Source organism: Acetobacter tropicalis, assembly GCF_001580915.1.
Classification (GTDB): Bacteria; Pseudomonadota; Alphaproteobacteria; order Acetobacterales; family Acetobacteraceae; genus Acetobacter; species Acetobacter tropicalis.
In genome coordinates this window covers 1-18,742 of record NZ_LHZQ01000200.1, presented here as the reverse complement: position 1 = coordinate 18,742, position 18,742 = coordinate 1, and the positions used below count along the sequence as shown (strand labels likewise).

16 protein-coding genes, 1 tRNA gene and 1 pseudogene are annotated in these 18,742 nt (G+C 51.6%); 15 read left to right on the top strand and 3 right to left on the bottom strand.

Annotation, left to right across the window (positions count from 1 at the left end):
* Nucleotides 1-60 precede the first annotated feature (60 nt).
* From AD944_RS07515 to glpK, 6 genes are all read left to right on the top strand, one after another.
* The gene (locus AD944_RS07515; protein WP_035381962.1) at nt 61-438 is read left to right on the top strand and encodes an OmpA family protein; all 378 of its coding nucleotides are present in this window, start codon (nt 61-63) and stop codon (nt 436-438) included.
* 7 nt (nt 439-445) lie between these two features.
* On the top strand, nt 446-2,344 hold the full coding sequence (recQ, locus tag AD944_RS07510) for a DNA helicase RecQ (protein WP_082741336.1): 1,899 nt from the start codon (nt 446-448) through the stop codon (nt 2,342-2,344).
* Nucleotides 2,341-3,147, top strand: a complete 807-nt coding sequence (locus tag AD944_RS07505) for a DeoR/GlpR family DNA-binding transcription regulator (protein ID WP_035381959.1) — start codon at nt 2,341-2,343, stop codon at nt 3,145-3,147. The genes recQ and AD944_RS07505 overlap by 4 nt, the downstream gene beginning before the upstream one ends.
* Before the next feature lie 94 nt (nt 3,148-3,241).
* The gene (glpD, locus tag AD944_RS07500) at nt 3,242-4,762 is read left to right on the top strand and encodes a glycerol-3-phosphate dehydrogenase (RefSeq protein WP_045543486.1); all 1,521 of its coding nucleotides are present in this window, start codon (nt 3,242-3,244) and stop codon (nt 4,760-4,762) included.
* Nucleotides 4,763-4,816: 54 nt separating this feature from the next.
* The gene (locus AD944_RS07495; protein WP_045543485.1) at nt 4,817-5,641 is read left to right on the top strand and encodes an MIP/aquaporin family protein; all 825 of its coding nucleotides are present in this window, start codon (nt 4,817-4,819) and stop codon (nt 5,639-5,641) included.
* Nucleotides 5,642-5,670: 29 nt separating this feature from the next.
* Nucleotides 5,671-7,170 (top strand): glycerol kinase GlpK, encoded by a 1,500-nt coding sequence (gene glpK, locus AD944_RS07490; RefSeq protein ID WP_045543484.1) that lies wholly within the window; start codon nt 5,671-5,673, stop codon nt 7,168-7,170.
* Nucleotides 7,171-7,233: 63 nt separating this feature from the next.
* Here the strand turns inward: glpK and AD944_RS07485 are convergent, their stop codons facing one another.
* Nucleotides 7,234-7,731: a copper chaperone PCu(A)C gene (locus AD944_RS07485; protein ID WP_052427284.1), complete on the bottom strand. Its 498-nt coding sequence runs from the start codon at nt 7,729-7,731 to the stop codon at nt 7,234-7,236.
* Nucleotides 7,732-7,877: 146 nt separating this feature from the next.
* Between AD944_RS07485 and nrdR the strand changes: the two genes are divergently transcribed.
* The 3 genes from nrdR to thiL all read left to right on the top strand — a co-directional run bounded on the left by nrdR (nt 7,878) and on the right by thiL (nt 9,908).
* The gene (gene nrdR / locus AD944_RS07480) at nt 7,878-8,354 is read left to right on the top strand and encodes a transcriptional regulator NrdR (RefSeq protein WP_035381953.1); all 477 of its coding nucleotides are present in this window, start codon (nt 7,878-7,880) and stop codon (nt 8,352-8,354) included.
* Between the two features lie 62 nt (nt 8,355-8,416).
* The gene (gene nusB / locus AD944_RS07475; protein WP_035381951.1) at nt 8,417-8,950 is read left to right on the top strand and encodes a transcription antitermination factor NusB; all 534 of its coding nucleotides are present in this window, start codon (nt 8,417-8,419) and stop codon (nt 8,948-8,950) included.
* Complete coding sequence (gene thiL, locus AD944_RS07470) at nt 8,943-9,908, top strand: thiamine-phosphate kinase (protein ID WP_045543483.1); 966 nt, start codon at nt 8,943-8,945, stop codon at nt 9,906-9,908. Before nusB ends, thiL begins: the two co-directional genes overlap by 8 nt.
* Nucleotides 9,909-10,036: 128 nt before the next feature.
* Here thiL and AD944_RS07465 read toward each other — a convergent pair whose 3' ends face one another.
* Nucleotides 10,037-11,182, bottom strand: coding sequence for a GNAT family N-acetyltransferase (locus AD944_RS07465; RefSeq protein ID WP_035381948.1), 1,146 nt, complete (start codon nt 11,180-11,182; stop codon nt 10,037-10,039).
* Between the two features lie 72 nt (nt 11,183-11,254).
* Here AD944_RS07465 and AD944_RS07460 point away from each other — a divergent pair, with 72 nt between their 5' ends.
* A complete protein-coding gene (locus AD944_RS07460) occupies nt 11,255-12,061 on the top strand; it encodes an SDR family NAD(P)-dependent oxidoreductase (RefSeq protein ID WP_045543482.1) in 807 nt (268 codons plus the stop codon).
* Nucleotides 12,062-12,157: 96 nt separating this feature from the next.
* On the opposite strand, the gene AD944_RS07455 is transcribed toward AD944_RS07460, so the two are convergent.
* Nucleotides 12,158-12,231: transfer RNA gene (locus tag AD944_RS07455), tRNA-Cys, on the bottom strand.
* Nucleotides 12,232-12,372: 141 nt separating this feature from the next.
* Here AD944_RS07455 and AD944_RS07450 point away from each other — a divergent pair.
* The 5 genes and pseudogenes from AD944_RS07450 to msrA form a co-directional block, all read left to right on the top strand.
* Complete coding sequence (locus AD944_RS07450) at nt 12,373-13,089, top strand: protein-L-isoaspartate O-methyltransferase family protein (RefSeq protein WP_045543481.1); 717 nt, start codon at nt 12,373-12,375, stop codon at nt 13,087-13,089.
* Nucleotides 13,090-13,215: 126 nt separating this feature from the next.
* On the top strand, nt 13,216-14,649 hold the full coding sequence (locus tag AD944_RS07445; protein ID WP_035381931.1) for a TolC family outer membrane protein: 1,434 nt from the start codon (nt 13,216-13,218) through the stop codon (nt 14,647-14,649).
* Nucleotides 14,650-14,683: 34 nt separating this feature from the next.
* Entirely contained in the window at nt 14,684-15,382 is a 699-nt protein-coding gene (locus tag AD944_RS07440; protein ID WP_052427283.1) for a DUF2497 domain-containing protein, read from the top strand.
* 145 nt (nt 15,383-15,527) lie between these two features.
* Nucleotides 15,528-18,221, top strand: a complete 2,694-nt coding sequence (locus tag AD944_RS07435; protein ID WP_045543480.1) for a valine--tRNA ligase — start codon at nt 15,528-15,530, stop codon at nt 18,219-18,221.
* 107 nt (nt 18,222-18,328) lie between these two features.
* Nucleotides 18,329-18,697: pseudogene (gene msrA / locus AD944_RS07430) on the top strand (peptide-methionine (S)-S-oxide reductase MsrA); the annotation flags it as partial.
* Between the last annotated feature and the right edge of the window lie 45 nt (nt 18,698-18,742).

Below are 18,742 nucleotides of genomic sequence, written 5' to 3'. Positions count from 1 at the left end.
GGGCAGATCAGTATTTGAACAAGATGTTATATCTTAACCAATCTAGCCGGGGTTAAACTCATGCGTCGCCTGCTGCCAGTTCTGGGCCTTTCTCTTCTTGCCGGATGCGCCGCTCAGCCTCCGCGCAAATATGTTGTCTTTTTTGCCAACAACTCGGTTGAACTCGACAGTTCGTCCCGTGCGGTCATCTCGGAAATTTCCGCCAAGGCACAAAGGCATCCTACGCGGGTTGTCCAGGTTGAGGGCTATGCAGGCGCAGGGAATGATCTTTCCGCCGATTCTCTTCTGGCAGTACAACGTGCCAAACTTGTGGCGGAACAATTGCATGAAGATGGCGTGTCTGGTGATCGAATCCGTCAGACACCGCGTGCACCCTCTACAACAGAAGCCTCTGCTGTTGGTTCTCGTCGCGTAGAAATCGAACTGGTAAACCCCTGATTTATCCATGACACAATCACAGGCCGGTCTTGTTTCTCTTCCCGTCCTTCCTGAGAACGAGAAGGGAAGGGACCGGTTTGTAAGCAGCACTCCTCAGGAAGTGCTGCAATCTGTTTTTGGTTATCCGGATTTTCGCAGCCTCCAGGCGCAAGCTGTAACGGGCATTATGGACGGGCAAGATACGCTTGTTCTGATGCCCACAGGGGGTGGTAAAAGTATCTGCTATCAGATACCCGCCCTGTGTCGCGCCGGTATGGGGCTCGTCGTTTCCCCTCTCATTGCCCTGATGGACGATCAGGTTGCGGGTCTGCGACAGTTGGGCATCAATGCCGCCGCCCTTCATTCCGAACTGGAAAATGAAGAAGCCTCCAAAATCCGCGCGGATCTGGCCGCAGGCAGAATTGACCTTCTGTATGTGTCTCCTGAACGTCTTCTCTCACCAGGGACCCTAGACCGACTTACGCGCCAGCCTATCTCAGTTATCGCAATTGATGAAGCGCACTGCATCTCGGCATGGGGGCACGAATTCAGGCCGGAATACCGTGAGCTTGCCGCTCTTCCGCGCCATTTTCCTGGTGTGCCTCGCATTGCCTTGACAGCGACAGCAGATCAGAGGACGCGCGACGATATTCTTACCGCCCTGGATATGCCCCATGCCAGAGTTCTCATTTCCAGTTTCCACAGACCCAATCTGAATATAGCGGCGCTTCCCAAAGCCTCAGAATTGCGTCAGCTCACCACCGTTCTGGAGCGGCACAAAGAAGAGGCTTGCATTGTCTATTGTGGGAGCCGGGCAAGAACTGAGCGTATAGCCGCCTCTCTTAGGGAGCGCGGATGGACGGCTCTCGCCTTCCATGCTGGGCTTTCCCCCATAGAAAAACGAGCGGCCCTTCTGCGGTTTCGTTCTGGAGAACCTATTGTCATTGTGGCGACTGTTGCCTTTGGCATGGGAATTGACCGGCCAGATGTAAGAGCCGTTATCCATCTGGATATGCCCGCCTCACCAGAGGCCTATTATCAGCAGATCGGTCGAGCGGGACGTGATGGTTTGCCGTCTGATACGGTGCTTCTCTATGGAGGAGAAGACATGGCCCGTGCGCGTTATTGGCTGGAGCAGTCAAATGCACCCGATTCTGAAAAACGCATCATGCGGTCCCGTCTGGAAGCAATGATTGCTTTGACAGAAACAACAGGCTGCCGCACGCAAGCTTTGCTCCACTGCTTCGGTGAAACGCTGAGCGAACCGTGCGGTCATTGTGATAACTGCCGTCATCCTGTCATTACGTTCGATGGCACGGAATCAGCACGCAAATTTCTCTCTGCGGTCTATCGTACTGGACAGCATTATGGGGCCTTGCACATTATTGCTGTTTTACGGGGCAAACGCACCGATGCGGTGGAACGGAACAGGCATGATACTCTCTCTGTGTGGGAAATTGGGAAAGACAAGCCCGAACCTTTCTGGCGGAGTGTTGTCAGGCAGCTTATTGCCCGCGGCGCCTTGAAGTCAGAGGGGCAGTATGGTGGCTTGGCACTCAATAATGAAATTGCTCGTCCTATCTTACGCGGGGAAGAAAGTATCCAGCTTCGGGCGGACGCCACGGCGGAGCTCGAAAAGGGAAATACGTCTCGTAGCAGGCAGTCCTCTCCAGCCACTGAATTACCCGAAGACAAACAGGCTCTATTTGCCGCACTCCGAAAATGGCGCCTCGACGAGGCCCGTGAACAGGAAATTCCACCTTACGTTATTTTTCATGATGCCGCCTTGAAAGACATTGCGGTGCAAGAGCCCTCTACTCTGGAAGCTCTGGGTGAGATAAAAGGGGTAGGACGGTCAAAACTGGAACGGTATGGAAAAAACGTTCTGGCTGTTATTGCTGCATCCCACCCAGGTCAAGACGCATGACCACGGGTGTAAAAGAACGGCGCGCCCGAATTTTGCAATTTGTGCAACAGCAAGGCTATGCCGCCAACGAAGATCTGGCCAAGGTTTTAAACGTTACCGTCCAAACCGTAAGGCGCGACGTTAACAGTATGGCTGCCGAGGGGATTGTCACCCGCCATCACGGAGGGGCATCGGCCATTTCCCCCACGGAAAACATTGCTTATTCTGACCGCCAGATCCTAAACCTGAAACAGAAAGAAACCATTGGGCAGGCAGCCGCACTGGCTATCCCCGATGGAGCATCATTGTTCATCAATATTGGCACGACCACAGAAGCCTTTGCGCGCTGCCTCCGCGGGCACCGTGCTCTGCGAGTTATTACAAACAATATTCATGTAGCATCTCTTCTGGCGCCTGCACCGGAATGCAATCTGATCATCGCCGGAGGAACTGTTCGGTTACGGGATGGAGGAATTGTTGGGCCGGCAGCAGCAGCCATGATTGAACAATACCGTGCTGACTTTGGTGTTATCGGCATCAGCGGCATTGATGAGGATGGAACACTTCTGGATTTTGATGCCGATGAAATCAACGCGGCTCAGGCCATTATACGAAACGCCCGTACAGTCTTTCTTTTGGCTGACCATACCAAGTTCAAACGCCGCCCCATGGCACGGGTCGGTCATATTTCGGAAATCAGCGCTTTCTACACGGATATCCCTCCACCGCCTGCAATTGAGGCCATTTTACATAAGGCCGGGGTCGTTCTTCACGTTGTCAATGGCTCGGAATTTTCGGAAAGGAAAACAAGGAAGCCAGTTTAAGTCTCAATAGTCATATTAAGGCCATTGTTTTCCGCTCTTGTTTTCGGATACGAAGATCAGAGATCGTTTTCATTTGTTGGTATCGGAAGAGAAAATGCTAGAGACTGCATCTGCAACAGGGCGCCCTTATGACCTGCTGATTGTAGGCGGAGGCGTAAACGGAGCGGGGATTGCACGTGATGCAGTCGGGCGCGGTGCTTCGGTTCTCCTGGTAGAACAGGATGATCTTGCAAGTTATACCTCTTCGGCCAGCACAAAACTGATCCATGGTGGTCTGCGTTATCTGGAGTACTATGAGTTCCGATTGGTGCGGGAAGCTCTGACCGAACGTGAGCGTCTGCTAAAAATGGCTCCACATATCATGTGGCCCATGCGCTTCGTTCTTCCTCATTCCAAACTTGTACGGCCAGCATGGATGCTGCGAGCAGGACTTTTCCTTTACGATCATCTTGCATCCAACATGACTCTTCCAAAATCCCGGGCAATTGACTTCCGGACACACTCTTCCGGTCGTCCCTTGAAGTCGGATTATACTAAGGGTTTTGTTTATTCAGACGGATGGGTGCAAGACAGCCGGCTGGTTGTTTTAAATGCCATAGACGCCGCTGAACGAGGCGCTGATATCCGCACACGCACGCGCCTTGTTCATGCTGAACGCGTGAATGGCCTCTGGCAAGCCACGCTTGAGGACCGAAACACAGGAACCACTCAGGTGGTGCAGGCGCGCGCGCTCGTTAACGCCGCTGGGCCATGGGTAGCAAGGCTGCTTGCTGACACCCTTAAAATTCCTAACTCCAAATCAGTCCGACTGGTTAAGGGCAGTCACATTATTGTCCCGCGTGTATTTGAGGGACCTCAGGCTTACATTTTCCAGAACCCGGACAAACGTATTGTTTTCGCCATCCCATATGAACAGAATTTCACGCTGATCGGCACCACCGATATTCCATGGAAAGACGCTCCTGGACGCGTAGGCATTGCGCCAGATGAAATTACCTATCTTTGCGAAAGTGTGAATCGTTATTTCAAGGCAGAAGTTAAAGAAAGTGATGTTGTCTGGAGCTATGCGGGACTGCGGCCTCTTTATGATGACGCATCCGCCAATGCCTCCGCTGTAACACGCGATTATGTTCTGGATCTGGATACCCAGAACGGCGCACCGTTGCTTTCAATCTTTGGTGGCAAGATTACAACCTACCGGAAGCTTGCAGAACATGCGCTTGAAAAGCTGGCTCCTGTTCTTCCTGCTGTAGCGGGAGGAAGCTGGACAGCGAATGAGGTTCTTCCAGGAGGAGACATCGGTGAAGGTGGGTTCGAGGCAGCCCTGGGTCGCTTGCGGCGTGCTGCCCCGTGGCTTGCTGCCTCATTGGCATGGCGTCTGCTCCGCAATTACGGTAGCCGTACCTACGAGATCATTGGGGAAGCAAATGCCATGACAGATCTGGGCGAGGTTCTGGGTGGAGACCTGACGACCCGTGAAGTTGATTATCTGATTGAGCGTGAATGGGCACGGACCGCAGAGGACGTATTGTGGCGCCGCAGCAAATTGGGGCTGCATCTGAACGAAGCAGAAAAAACCAAGGTTGCTGATTACCTCAAGCAGAAAGCGGCTTGATCACATAACGGCAACCCTTTCTTTCCCAAGAAAAACAATGAAGATGAGGAAAGTATGACAGGTGTAAACAAGGCTTTCATCGGCGAATTAATTGCCGAATGTGTCGCCGTTTTCATTATTATTGTGTTCGGGGATTCTGTAGCAGCGATGTATTCGCTCTACGATCCCAGCCCCTACAAACTTGCCTATTGGGGCGTATGTATTGTGTGGGGGCTTGGCGTCACCATAGCCATATATGTTACCGGAGCCGTTTCAGGCACGCATGCAAATCCTGCCGTTACGCTAGCCTTGGCGTGCTTCCGGGGCTTTTCATGGAAAAAAGTGTTTCCCTACTGGGGCGCGCAGGTGCTCGGTGGCTTTCTTGGGGCCATCATTGTTTACACCCTCTTTTCCCCCGTCATTGACCATTATGCAGCCATTCACCAGATGGACCGACTGCATGATGGAGCCGGGGCAGGGGTATTTTTTACCCATCCCGGTGATTTCATTACCCCCATGCATGCCTTTGTAGATGAGATCATCCTCACCGCAATGCTGCTTCTGGGTATTTTCGCAGTTACTTGCGAGTACAATACTCAGGCACCCCAAGCGAATTCCGGTGCATTGATTATCGGCTTTCTGGTTGCCGCTATCGGGGCGTCCGCAGGCTATCTGGAAGGATGGGCTATCAACCCGGCTCGTGACTTCGGGCCGCGTCTGTTCTGCTATTTTGCAGGCTGGGGCTCTTCAGCCCTTCCGTCACCCGCAAATTACTGGTGGGTGCCTATTGCCGGACCATTGATAGGAGGCGTTATCGGAGGGGCTTTCTATCAGGGGCTTCTCAAACCCTTCATGCCATCTTTAAACAAGGCCCGTGCTTCCGACACGGCTCACGACTAACAAGCTCCGATCAAAGAAGGATAATCTCGATGAGCGCGCAAGACTACGTATTAGCTATTGATCAAGGCACGACCTCAACACGTTCGATCGTCTTTGATCGTCATGCTCACGAGATTTCCAGGGCTCGGCAGGAATTCGCCCAACATTATCCAAATGCAGGATGGGTTGAACATTGCCCAGAAGACATCTGGAATGATGTTGTCACAACATCCAAGGCTGCTCTGGAACAAGCCGGAGGGGCAGACCGCATTGCCGGCATAGGCATTACAAACCAGCGTGAGACGATTGTGGTTTGGGATCGCGTTACGGGCAAGCCCGTGCACCGGGCCATTGTGTGGCAGGACCGTAGAACGGCGGTCACCTGTCAAAAATTGAAAGAGGAAGGAGCCGAGGCACTCGTTCGCGAACGTACGGGCCTTCTGATCGACCCTTATTTCTCTGCCACCAAACTGGCCTGGATACTGGACAACGTCAGTGGAGCACGCGGGCGTGCAGAAAAGGGAGAGTTAGCTTTTGGAACGATCGATTCCTTCATTCTCTGGCGTCTGACTGGTGGAAAAGTACATGCCACTGATATTACAAACGCCGCCCGCACATTGCTGTTCAACATTCACACCCAGCAATGGGACCCGGAACTTCTGCGGCTGTTCAACATCCCCGCAGCCCTCCTGCCAGAAGTAAAAGACAACAGTACCCTTTTTGGTGAAACTGATCCGTCCCTCTATGGGCGCGCCATTCCAATTGCCGGCATGGCAGGAGATCAGCAGGCTGCCGTGGTCGGCCAAGCCTGCTTCACACCGGGCATGGCCAAGGCCACGTATGGCACTGGCTGCTTTGTTCTTCTGAACACAGGAGAAAAACCCGTTGTTTCAAAGCACCGGATGCTGACAACCATAGCCTATCGCATTGGCGGCAAAACCACTTACGCCCTTGAAGGATCAATTTTTGTGGCTGGGGCTGCCATCAAATGGCTACGCGATGGACTGCATCTCATTACGCATGCCTCCCAGACAGATGACATGGCCACCCGCATTCCCCATAGCCATGGTGTTTATATGGTCCCTGGCTTTGTCGGGCTGGGTGCGCCGCATTGGGACCCGGATGCACGCGGCCTGATCTGCGGCCTGACACTGGATGCCACCGCAGCCCATATTGCACGGGCAGCCTTGGAATCCGTTGCTTATCAAACGCTTGATCTGGTGACTGCCATGATGCAGGACGGAGGCGGCACGACGGATGCCTTACGTGTGGATGGTGGTATGTCTGCCAATGACTGGTTTTGTCAGTTCTTGGCGGACATGCTTCAGGTGAAGGTCGAACGTCCCCAGAATGTTGAAACTACAGCGCTTGGAGCAGGTTTTCTTGCCGGACTGGCTACTGGCGTATGGGAAAATGAGGCAACGCTGGCTTCCGAGTGGAAACGTGGCGAACTCTTTGAACCATCAATGAACAATGAGCAGCGCCGCACAATGATTGCTGGCTGGCATCAGGCCGTAAAGCGTACCCTTACCAATCAGTCACAAGGCTAACACGCATGCCTATCCTGCCTGCATCCCTCAAATATGCAGGCAGGATAAAAAAAGAGGCAGATATTACTCTACTGCCTTCTCCTCTCCCACCGGGATTGTCACATTTTTGGAAGAGCCTCCCAAAAAAGAAAAGGTAAAAGTGGCTTCCTGTCCGGGCTTAAGAGCCGGATCAGGGTCCAAACACAGAAGATGATAGCCACCATGAGGGAATACCAGCGTGGTATTGGCTGGCAAAGAGAGATGGGTAAAGAGATTAAGGGTGCCGGTCGTGCTTTCCTGGTCAGAATGATGCCCTACCAACGTCCGGCATGAGGATGACGAAACATTCGTAACCAGATGGGCGTTTTCACCCTTGTTTGTCAGCGTAAAATAAACTGCGTAAACGTGCCCGGCTGGCCGGACAAGTTGCATGCTGACGTCTTTAATCTCGATATCCTTCTGGGCATTTTCCTGCCCTGGAATTGCTTTTCCCGGGTCTCTATCTTCCGCAATGGCGGGTGTATGAACCAGGAGCCCGGCGAGCAATGCAGGCATGATACCGAGATGGTAGTGAAGTTTCATCGTGACTCCGGTGTTTTTAGCCTCAGATACGTATATAACGCCAAGGCAGGTCCAAGCATGGTGTAGCTTCACTATACCGCAATATTGTTGGGCTGTAAGAAGGTTCTACCAGGGGTAGCCAGCCAGTTTGAGAGGCCAGATTACAAATGCGTTGCCCATTTTGCGGGAACCCGGACAGTCAGGTTAAAGATAGCCGCCCTAATGAAGAAGGCTCGGCCATACGCCGCCGTAGAGCCTGCTTATCCTGTGGCCAACGCTTTACCACCGTTGAACGTGTGCAGTTACGAGATCTTGTCGTTGTCAAAGCGAATGGTCGCCGTGCTCCATTTGAGCGGGAAAAACTTGCCCGCTCCATTCGAATTGCCTTGCGCAAGCGACCACTGCCCGAAACCAGAATCGAACAAATTGTCAGCGGGCTGGTTAGACAACTTGAAGCTTCGGGTGAAACTGAAGTGCCATCCTCGCGTATAGGTAAGCTTGCCATGGATGTGCTCAAGGAAGTGGACACCGTAGGCTATGTCCGCTTTGCTAGCGTGTACAGAGATTTTACAGAAGCCAAGGATTTTTCGGAAATTCTGACATCCATGGATAATTCCGAAGCAGAGAAGCAGGAAAAAGACTAGACCTTTAGCCATAAAGGCGTCATGAAACCCCGCTCCCTCAATAGGGCACGCAGGAGACAGGGATGACAGAGCTGCAGGACCAACCGGAACTTAAAGGAGCGCAACGACCGCGTACCGCGGCTCGTGTCGCGGCTGTTCAAGCGCTCTTCCAGATTGAGCAGAACGATGATCGCGCTGAAAGTGTTGTTCAGCAGTTTATGGTCCACCGCTTCGGAACCACGCTGAATAATGAATCCTATGAGGAAGGATATGTACCGGAGCCTGATACGCGCCTTTTTATATCTGTTGTAAAACAGGCCGTCTCTCATCGGAGTGCCATTTTGGAGCAGTTGGGGCTCACGTTACCTGCGACATGGCCTGTTAGCCGTCTTGATCCTGTTTTGCGGGCTCTTTTCCTTGCCGCTCTTGGCGAAGCACTGACTGGCGATGTACCGGCTAGTGTGATTATTAACGAGTATATGGACATCGCTCACGGTTTCTTTTCTGGAGAGGAACCCAAACTGGTCAATGGGGTGCTGGACACCGCCATAAAGCGCCTTGCTACAACAGAAGAAAAACCCGCCTCTTCTGAAATAGAGGACAACAAAGCTGACTAACCTTCCGCCGGAATTTACATTTATCCGTCGGCACTTTTCAGCCTTGGCTGGACCTGGGGCTCTTGGTCTGACAGATGACGCTGCCATTTTCCCCCCCCCCGTGGGCCGTGAACTAGTGGTCGCGGCTGATGCAATGGTCGAGAATGTGCATTTCCTGCCAGACGATCCGCCAGACACCGTTGGACGTAAGCTTCTACGCTGTAATCTGTCCGATCTGGCAGCTATGGGAGCTCGACCCGAAGGCTGGCTGCTTACCATTGCGCGACCACCTTCAATAGAAGATCAATGGTTTGAAGGCTTCTGCCACGGCCTCAAAGAGGATCAAATCCTTTTTGAGCTTGGCTTGCTCGGGGGGGATACAACCTCAACCTCTGGCCCATTGGTTCTTTCCCTGACCATTTTGGGATCAGTACTCCCCGGACATGCAATAAAGCGTCAAGGTATTCACGCGGGCGATGGCCTCTGGGTTACTGGAACGATTGGCGATGGTGCGCTGGGCTTGCGAGCCCTCCAAGGCCAAGTTGACGACCCCACAGGCTATCTGACTCATCGTTATCGCCTTCCTCAACCCAGAGTAGGGGCTCCTCTCTATGGTTTGGCTTCAGGCGCTATGGATGTTTCTGATGGTCTTCTTCAAGATACAGCCCATCTTGGAAGAGAAAATGCTCTCGGCGTAACCCTTCATGTTGATGCCATCCCGTTTTCTCCTGCCGCTCGTGAATGTGGACCAGAATGGCTGGAGACATGCCTTACAGGCGGAGATGACTACGAACTTCTTTTCGCCGTGCCGCCCGATAAAGAAGACACGCTTTTACGGTCGCCTTTCTTGGCCACTATCACTGGAAATGTTCCTGTAACCCGCATCGGCTCTTTCGACCAAGACAGTAATGGTGTGAGAGTAATTGATAGCAACAATAAAGTGCTATCTTTCAAAAAATCTGGCTGGAGCCATTTTTAATGGCTTTCCAGATTATTATTTTACTTTGGTATAATTAAATATCTCTGAAAAATCCCTATAATGCAAAATGGTTAGAGATATTACCACGCAGGGCGCATCCATCAAATTTGAATGCACCATTTTTATTTTCAAGAGATAGTTTTCTCGTACATTCGATGCTTTTTGTAAGGCGTGGGTACAATGCGTTCTATCAGGTTGCGTATTCCAACGTTTGTTTCCAACACCCAGCCTAGCTCAATAGTCCTATAAGGCAGAACATGCCCCCGCTGCATTAGTTCATCAATCAGCAGGGCAGGAATAACGGCACTCAAAGCGGTTCCCGCCAGCTTCTTCTTTACACCCAACAAAATGACTCGGGCTGAATGAAAATCATGGGTCAGAATTCGGGAGCCAAGCTTAACCCAACCAATAGGGGAGGGAGCACCATTCAAGTCACCACTGATATCAAAAATGTTCGGCACAACCAGCGCGATTGCTACTGGTTCACCTTCAAATTCAACAAGAACATACTGTTCTGGCTTCAGTACAGGTTTCAGTGAGGCTAAAAGAGCCTGCACTTCATCACGGGTAATCGGCACGTTCCCCCACGTTCCCGCCCATGCATCATTATAGATATCCCGGAGAATATCGGCGTCTTCCGCAATATGATCCTTGCGCAGACTGCGTACCGTAACTGCCCCCAGACGAGCTCGCAGATTGGCAGGAACTCGGTTGGCACGCTCCGCAACGGGACTGACTTCCATGCGATAAGAAAGAAGGTCCATGGCCTTGGCGAAGCCAGCTCGCTCGATAGCTGGGCCCAACGTTTCCGGATGCCAGCCTGTACCAACCATAGGCGGCTCCATTTGCCCTTCGATCATGGTGCCGGATTCACCATGATAATTCAGCGTCCAAGGACCCCGAATACGTTCTATCCCTTGCTGGCGCAACCAATCCGTTGCTGCATCAAGCAAAGGTTTGACACACTCAGTCTCCACCGCATCCAATGCACCAAAGAAACCGGTCCGTGGTCCATCCTGCTCCAGAGCCAATTGGTCAATCTGTGCAGAAATACGCCCAATCGGCTTTCCGTTACGCCATGCCAGAAAGTAACAAGCAGAACCATGCTCAAAAAAACGTGAGCGTTTGGGGTGGAGCATTCCTTTCTGCTCCATATCCAAAGGCGGCACATAACTTGGCAAACCGCTATACAAAAGCCGTGGCAGCCGGATAAATAGCGCAAGCTGACGCGCACCCGAAACGGGGGATACGACAATCTGGTCAGAATTAGTCATCGGTGCTCCATCAACTGCGCCTTCAAACCGAACGGTGATGCCTCATTCCGACCGAATGGAAAAGGGGGAAGTGTGAACCAGGTTCATCTCAAAGGCTCTGAACTACGCTCGATTCTGATTACTGGCGCTACAGGAGGCATCGGGATGGAGCTAGCCAGACGTTATGCAAAACCCGGACGAACCCTGATTTTATGGGGACGAAATGCGGAGCGCCTTCAGCGTCTGGCGACACTTTGTTGCGCCCGAGGGGCTGCCGTTGTCACCCGCCAGATCAATCTTCTGGATGGCAAAGCCGCCCTTCAGGCCATACGGGAAGACGATACCAAGCACCCACTCGACCTTGTTATTCTTGGAGCTGGCCTTTCTGATATTCAGACGGCAGGGCACCCTACAGAAGATCCTGAAAAAGTTCTGGCGCTCTCTCTCGTCAATTTTGCCATCCCCACCACACTGGCGACGGCTGCTGCTGAACGCATGATTCCGCGAGGCGGTGGAAAAATTGCACTCATCGGCTCTGTTGCAGGATTCTATGAGTTACCTTTTGCGGCATCCTACAGCAGCTCGAAAGCGGGACTTGCGCGGTTTGCCGAGGCGGCCAATCTGGGATGGGCCAAACATAACGTTCGCACCACACTCATCATTCCTGGATTTGTGGACACACCAATGAGCCAACGACTTGAAGGGACGCTTCCCTTTCTTGTCTCTGCTGGTAGTGCAGCCCGTCGCATCATGCGGGCGATCAACGCTGGTAAAAAAGAGTATATTTTTCCCTGGCAGTTTCGGGCCCTGCGTGTCGCAGAACGCCTCGTTCCTCATTTTCTGAGGGAACGTATCCTGCTCAACCTGAAGGCCGACCAAAAACCAGCAAAAAATTCATAGCCGGAAAGCCTTTCTTTTTTGAAAAGAAAGGCTTTTACATATTTTCAAAAGGAAGAACGTGAGCCCTTTTAAAAAGGCATTCTCCAGCCATAAAACTGGAGGTCCGGGCGGGAATCGAACCCACGTACGCGGATTTGCAGTCCGCTGCATCACCATTCTGCCACCGGACCAGTGACGTGAGAGCCTTATGTCCTGTCAGGGCGCATCGGTCAAGCCGTTGTGTTGTGCGATTTTACCCACCCTGTGCCACACAGACTTATGTGCGATGATTTTTATCTCATCAGTGACGCGGAAGAGGGCACTTGAAACACATGACTGCTGACTGTTCGACCACCAGCCTCCTTGGCAATCGGCCCCAGTTTTATCTGAATGATTTTGCACAGGCCCGCGATTATATGGTTGATGACCAACTCCGGCCTTCAGAAATTACCGATCCTCAGCTTTTGAAGATCATGCGCACGTTGCCACGCGAAGAATGTGTTCCCACTGCACAACAGGCAATCGCCTATGCGGATGTAAATGTGCCAATCGGGCAGAAGCGCGTTTTAGCTCAACCACTTATTACAGCACGCCTGGTACAAGCCAGCTTTTCCGGATCACTCAAAAAAACATTAATCGTCGGTGCCGGAGCTGGGTACACGGCGGCAATTTTTGCTCATTTAGGCAAAAACGTCACAGCTTTGGAATCTGATCCTACCCTCGCAGAAATCGGGGAGAGATTCTGCCAACGTCATGCCCCTTCCGTGACATGGGTTGTAGGCAACCTCAAAGATGGTCACCCTTCGAACGCACCTTACGATCTGATCTATTTCGACGGCACAGTGTTTGATGTGCCCCAATTTTGCGATGAACAACTGAGTGACAAGGGGGCTATTGTCGGCATGTGGGCCACAACTCATGGCATGGCCTCTGGCTTTCAGGCGTACCGAGAAAATCGCTCTTCAACAATTTTTACCAAAACTTTCCTCTTTGATGGCTTTTTACCTCCTCTCCAGGGCCTATCGCCAACCTCAAGTTTTCAATTTTAGGCTCTGAAATATTCAACCAGAAAAATCGAGGGAGTGTGTTTTTCGAGTTTAAGTGATAGAAATATGTCCTATGTCGTGCCATGTAAGGGCAGCATAAATATTTAGTCATTTAAGTGGGAGAAGCACATGAGGCGTATTTGCGGAGTGGGCATCGGCTTAACAGCCGCGCTTTGCAGTTCCACCGCGTGGGCTCAAAAATATGATGGGAGCGGCTCCCCCACTTTTGTGCCGCATACACTGCAGGAAGCTCTTGCGTCTGCGTATCTGACTAATCCGACCCTGCAGCAAGCCCGCGCCACCTTGCGTGCTACGGACGAACAAGTGCCGACTGCCCTGGCTGGATGGCGGCCGACAGTTACGGGCAATGTCGGCCTAACTTACTATAAGGGACAGAACGACTATCAAGGCAGCGCCGATCAGCCTGGTTATTTACGCATATATGATACGCCTGGCTATACTGCCGGGGTCTCAATTCAGCAGCCTATTTATAGCGGTGGCAAGACAACGGCAGCTACCCATCAGGCTGTTAATAAGGTAATGGCCGCTCGTGCCAATCTGATTTCTGTAGAGCAGCAAGTCTTCAAGAATGTAGTGAACGCCTATGTCAGCGTTATTGAAGACGAGCAGCTTCTTCAGCTTAACATTAATAATGAGCGCGTTTTGCAGCAGCAGCTACGTGCGACCAATGAACGCTTCCGTGTAGGAGAGATTACCCGCACAGATGTAGCGCAGGCAGAATCAGCCTATGCTACAGCTAAAGCAGCCCGTCAGCAGTCTGAAGGGACGTTGCAGACAGCCCAGGCAACTTATATGCAAATTGTTGGAATGGCACCTCCGCCCAATCTCGTGCCACCACAACCGTTGGTTCTTCCGGTAAAAAATGAGCAAACGGCAGCCGCTATGGCTGTGCGTAACAATCCAGACGTTATTAATGCTCTTTTCACCGAATCTTCACAGAAAGACGCTGTTTCTGTCGCCATTTCAGCGATCATGCCAAAAATTTCTGCGACAGCAGCATATCAACGGCAAGTAAACCAAAGTTTGAATCATCAAATTGATGAAAACAAATACGCCATGCTGAATTTCAATATTCCAGTCTATCAGGGTGGTTCGGAATATGCTGCTGTTCGGCAGGCCAAACAGCAGGTGCAGGCGGCTCACCGGGAAGTTGATATTCAGCGCCGGACCGCCGCGCAGGATGCTGTTTCCAATTGGCAGAAACTGGTATCCTATCAAGCTGCCATTTCCAGCAATCGCGCTGCTATCAGAGCAGGAACCGTGGCGCTGGATGGTGTGGAACGTCAGGCTATTGTTGGAACAAGCACCACACTGGAAGTTCTTCAGCAACAGGAAACACTTCTGCAGGCTCAGGTCGCTCTCGTGCAAAGTCTGAGCAATATGGTCTTGGCATCATATAATGTTGCATCTGCAATCGGCCGCCTTACGGCTGCAGACTTGAAACTGAATGTGCCCCTTTATGATGACAAAGCCTATTACCAAGCAGTAAAAGACCGGCTATGGGGAATAAACGACTACGCAGTCAATCAGCCAGGTCGTTAATTGCTGAGAGCAGTCGTTTGGCAGGAATTTTTTAATGACGTCACCTCACGAGACAGAAGAAACAGGGCGATCTGTTGCGGATGTGTTGTCATCCATAAGGCAGGTTTTGCACAACGAGCATATGGCTGCGCAGAGCGCTGGTCCATCTTCCAGCTCCGAGGATGAAGATGAGGACATCCTTGTTCTGTCCCCCGCGATGATGGCAGGCGGGACCGATTCGCATACTCATGACGGCATGCCTTTAGGAACAGAGGACCAAACTGATACTGGACAGCCTCTCGGTTCAGAGGCCATAAAACAGAAGCATGACAGTCATGCAGATGGACCGGATAAAAGCACGCAGGTTTTGGTGAAAGAGGCACCATCAGATGCCTCTCTCCCAGAAAATGCGGACAGTAACGAGGTTCTGTCTGTTACTGATCTCAGACAAATTGAACTGATTGATAAGGCTGAAAATATGTCCGGTTCCCTGCCGATTCCCCTGAATGACGAAACCATTTCCGACACTGGAAGTTCGTTTTCCGTTCTGCAAAAAACCCTTCAGGAAAAGTACCTGAGAGAACATGAGGAGAGAAAAGTGGCCATCACACATGAAGGTTCTCTGACTGTCGAAGATATCGTCCGTCAGGAGGTGCGTGTTTTCCTCAAAAAATGGCTGGATGCTCATCTGGCGGGAATCGTGCAGGCGGCAGTCCGTAAGGAAGTAGAGCGTCTGACTCAACGCGGCCTATAACCCTGCGGTAAATATCTCTTTCCTGTCCAAGCGCAGGAAAGAGAATTACTGCTTGGTCTCTTCTTGGTATGCAGGATGCTCCATTCTGCTTGAGGCGGGGGTATAATATGCCTTCCGCCTTTTTTACGTTTGCTGGTTGGATATGATGCTGAACAAAACGTTTGAGCCTGCTGAAACTGAAAAGCGCCTTTATACTTTGTGGGAAAGCCAGAAGGCCTTTTCAGCTCAGCCTGAAAGCACCCAAGAGCCTTTCACCATCATGATCCCGCCGCCGAACGTAACAGGCACTCTGCACATGGGGCATGCGCTCACCATGACATTGCAGGATACGCTGATCCGCTGGAAACGGATGCAAGGCTTTGATACTCTGTGGCAGCCAGGCACAGATCATGCTGGCATCGCGACTCAGATGGTTGTTGAACGTGCACTCGCGGCAGAAAACACCACGCGCCAAGAATTGGGGCGAGACGCTTTCACGCAACGTGTGTGGAAGTGGAAAGAGGAATCCGGTGGCGGAATTACGCAGCAGCTTCGTCGGTTAGGAGCCTCTCTTGATTGGCCACGTGAACGCTTCACCATGGATGAAGGGCTATCACGTGCTGTTAAGGAAGTTTTTGTCACACTGTATCAGGAAGGCCTGATCTATCGTGACCGGCGGCTCGTTAACTGGGATCCGGTGTTCCGCTCTGCTATTTCTGACCTTGAAGTTGAAAGCAAAGATGTTGCGGGCAAACTCTGGTACATCCGTTATCCGGTAGAAGGGCAGGGCGATATCTGCATTACGGTTGCCACGACCCGGCCGGAAACCATGCTGGGTGACGTGGCCGTTGCCGTACATCCTGAAGATGAACGTTACGCCGCCCTGATTGGTCAGTCCGTCCGCCTCCCTCTCACTGGGCGCTTGATTCCCATTGTCGCGGATCTTCACTCCGATCCTGAAAAGGGAACAGGGGCGGTAAAAATTACCCCTGCACATGACTTTAATGACTTTGAAGTTGGACGCCGACATCAACTTCCCATGCTCTCCGTGCTTGATGAAGAAGCACGCATCATACTCGAAGAAATAGAAGACGAATTACAGCTTGTTCCGGGCCTGGCTGATCCTGATTTTGTCAAAACATTGAACGGCCTCTCACGTGAAGAGGCCCGCAAGGTCATTGTCACCGAACTGGAAACCTTGGGCTGGCTCGAAAAAATAGAGCCACACCGGCATCAGGTGCCACATGCTGAACGCGGCGGTGCAGTGATTGAGCCGCGCCTGACAACCCAGTGGTACTGTGACGCCGCCAAACTGGCAGGCCCGGCCATTGAAGCTGTTACCAGTGGTAAAATCACTTTCATCCCCAAACAGTGGGAAAATACCTTTTTCGCGTGGATGCGTGACATTCAGCCATGGTGTATTTCTCGCCAGTTGTGGTGGGGCCATCGTATTCCCGCTTGGTATGGACCAGATGGACACGTATTTGTTGCGCGAGATGAAGCTGACGCTCAAGCTCAGGCGGTAGGTCATTACGGTAAAACTGAATCTCTCACGCAAGATGAAGATGTTCTTGATACATGGTTTTCATCTGGGCTTTGGCCATTTTCCACACTAGGCTGGCCAGAGAAAACACCTGAACTTGCACGCTACTACCCGACAGACGTTTTGGTGACGGGCTTTGACATCATTTTCTTCTGGGTTGCCAGAATGATTATGATGGGTGAGCACTTCATGAAAGATGTGCCGTTCCGCCACGTTTTTATTCATGGATTGGTGCGGGACGAGCGTGGACAGAAAATGTCCAAGAGCAAAGGAAACGGCATCGACCCTCTGGACCTGATTGACGATTTCGGTGCCGATGCTATGCGCTTCACGATTTGCGCACTGACCGGCATTGGTCGAGACGTCAAGCTGGGGCGTAAAAAAGTTGAAGACTACCGCGCTTTTGTTACCAAAATCTGGAATGCGGCGCGCTTCTGCGAAATGAACGGCGTTAAAGCACAGGAAAATTTTGATCCAGCAACTGTCCAGTCCTCGCTCGGCCGCTGGATCATAACGGAAGCTTCCGCCGCTATTCAGGACGCCACCAGAGCGTTGGAAGTCTACCGTTTCGATGAATACGCATTAACCTGCTATCGCTTCATCTGGAATCGTTTCTGCGATTGGTTCCTTGAGTTTGCCAAGCCCGTTTTTGCCTCAACCAATGCAGCAGAAGCCGCCGAAATTCGTGGTGTTGCGGCGTATGTGCTAAACATCATCCTGCGCCTGCTGCAGCCCGTTATGCCATTTGTCACAGATGATCTATGGCATTCGTTTGGCTTTGGAGCAGAAGGAAGTCTGATTTCTGCTCCATGGCCCGAACCTGTGAAGATGACAGAAGCACAGACAGCACTTTCTGAATGTGATCAGATTATCCGTCTGATTTCCGAAATACGGACCGTGCGTTCAGAAATGAATGTTCCGCCTTCTCAGAAAGCTCCGGTATTTCTGAAAGATGCAAACCCGGAAACCGTTGCTCGTGCTGAGCGCTGGAAAGAAGCCATCGCCCGTATGGCACGCGTCTCTGAGGTTGCGGCTTTGGAAGGTGAAGTTCCCCGCGGTTCGGCTCAAGCTGTTGTTGATGAAGCAACACTGGTTATTCCGCTGGAAGGCTTGATTGACATCACAGCCGAGCAAGAACGCCTCAAGAAAGAACTGGCTAAGGCAGAGGATGAGATTGAAAAAACCGCGAAAAAACTCGGTAACGAAAATTTTGTGACCCGCGCAAAGCCTGAAATTGTAGAAGAAATGCGGGAACGTTTGGAAAATCAGCAAGGTGAGCGCTCTCGTCTGCAAGCAGCGCTTGCACGCATCAGCTAATATAGCGAAGAGTGATGCAATAGCGGTCAGCGTCTGAAGAGTATGCTGACCGACTTGCGTTTACTGCGTTATGGCTTTTTCTATGACCTGAATAATCGGAGACTGAAATGTCTGATACAGCTGTTCTCGGTGGTGGATGTTTCTGGTGCGTCGAGGCCGTTTTACGTGGCATGCGCGGCATTTTATCTCTGACGCCCGGTTATGCCGGGGGCGACACGGAAGCCCCAACCTACAAGCAGGTTTGTAGCGGTCAGACAGGCCACGCCGAAGTAGTTGAGGTTGAATTTGATCCTGAAATAATCAGCTACAAAGATTTGCTGAAAATCTTCTTTACCTTGCATGATCCTACCACGCTTAATCGGCAGGGAAATGACATAGGAACGCAGTATCGTTCTGTCATATTTTATAAAGATGAAAATCAAAAAAAAACTGCTGAAGCTGTCAAAACAGAGATTGAAAAAGAAAATATATGGGGGGCACCCCTAGGGCCTGTTAGCACTTGAAATACTTCCTATATTATA

Bases quoted from the DNA above. Each gene is read 5' to 3' on its own strand.
- AD944_RS07435 (WP_045543480.1), top strand. From the start codon at position 15,528: ATGCTGAACAAAACGTTTGAGCCTGCTGAAACTGAAAAGCGCCTTTAT.
- AD944_RS07515 (WP_035381962.1), top strand. From the start codon at position 61: ATGCGTCGCCTGCTGCCAGTTCTGGGCCTTTCTCTTCTTGCCGGATGC.
- AD944_RS07485 (WP_052427284.1), bottom strand. From the start codon at position 7,731: ATGAAACTTCACTACCATCTCGGTATCATGCCTGCATTGCTCGCCGGG.
- recQ (WP_082741336.1), top strand. From the start codon at position 446: ATGACACAATCACAGGCCGGTCTTGTTTCTCTTCCCGTCCTTCCTGAG.
- AD944_RS07465 (WP_035381948.1), bottom strand. From the start codon at position 11,182: ATGACTAATTCTGACCAGATTGTCGTATCCCCCGTTTCGGGTGCGCGT.
- AD944_RS07495 (WP_045543485.1), top strand. From the start codon at position 4,817: ATGACAGGTGTAAACAAGGCTTTCATCGGCGAATTAATTGCCGAATGT.
- AD944_RS07505 (WP_035381959.1), top strand. From the start codon at position 2,341: ATGACCACGGGTGTAAAAGAACGGCGCGCCCGAATTTTGCAATTTGTG.
- glpK (WP_045543484.1), top strand. From the start codon at position 5,671: ATGAGCGCGCAAGACTACGTATTAGCTATTGATCAAGGCACGACCTCA.
- glpD (WP_045543486.1), top strand. From the start codon at position 3,242: ATGCTAGAGACTGCATCTGCAACAGGGCGCCCTTATGACCTGCTGATT.
- nusB (WP_035381951.1), top strand. From the start codon at position 8,417: ATGACAGAGCTGCAGGACCAACCGGAACTTAAAGGAGCGCAACGACCG.
- nrdR (WP_035381953.1), top strand. From the start codon at position 7,878: ATGCGTTGCCCATTTTGCGGGAACCCGGACAGTCAGGTTAAAGATAGC.
- AD944_RS07440 (WP_052427283.1), top strand. From the start codon at position 14,684: ATGACGTCACCTCACGAGACAGAAGAAACAGGGCGATCTGTTGCGGAT.
- AD944_RS07450 (WP_045543481.1), top strand. From the start codon at position 12,373: ATGACTGCTGACTGTTCGACCACCAGCCTCCTTGGCAATCGGCCCCAG.
- AD944_RS07445 (WP_035381931.1), top strand. From the start codon at position 13,216: ATGAGGCGTATTTGCGGAGTGGGCATCGGCTTAACAGCCGCGCTTTGC.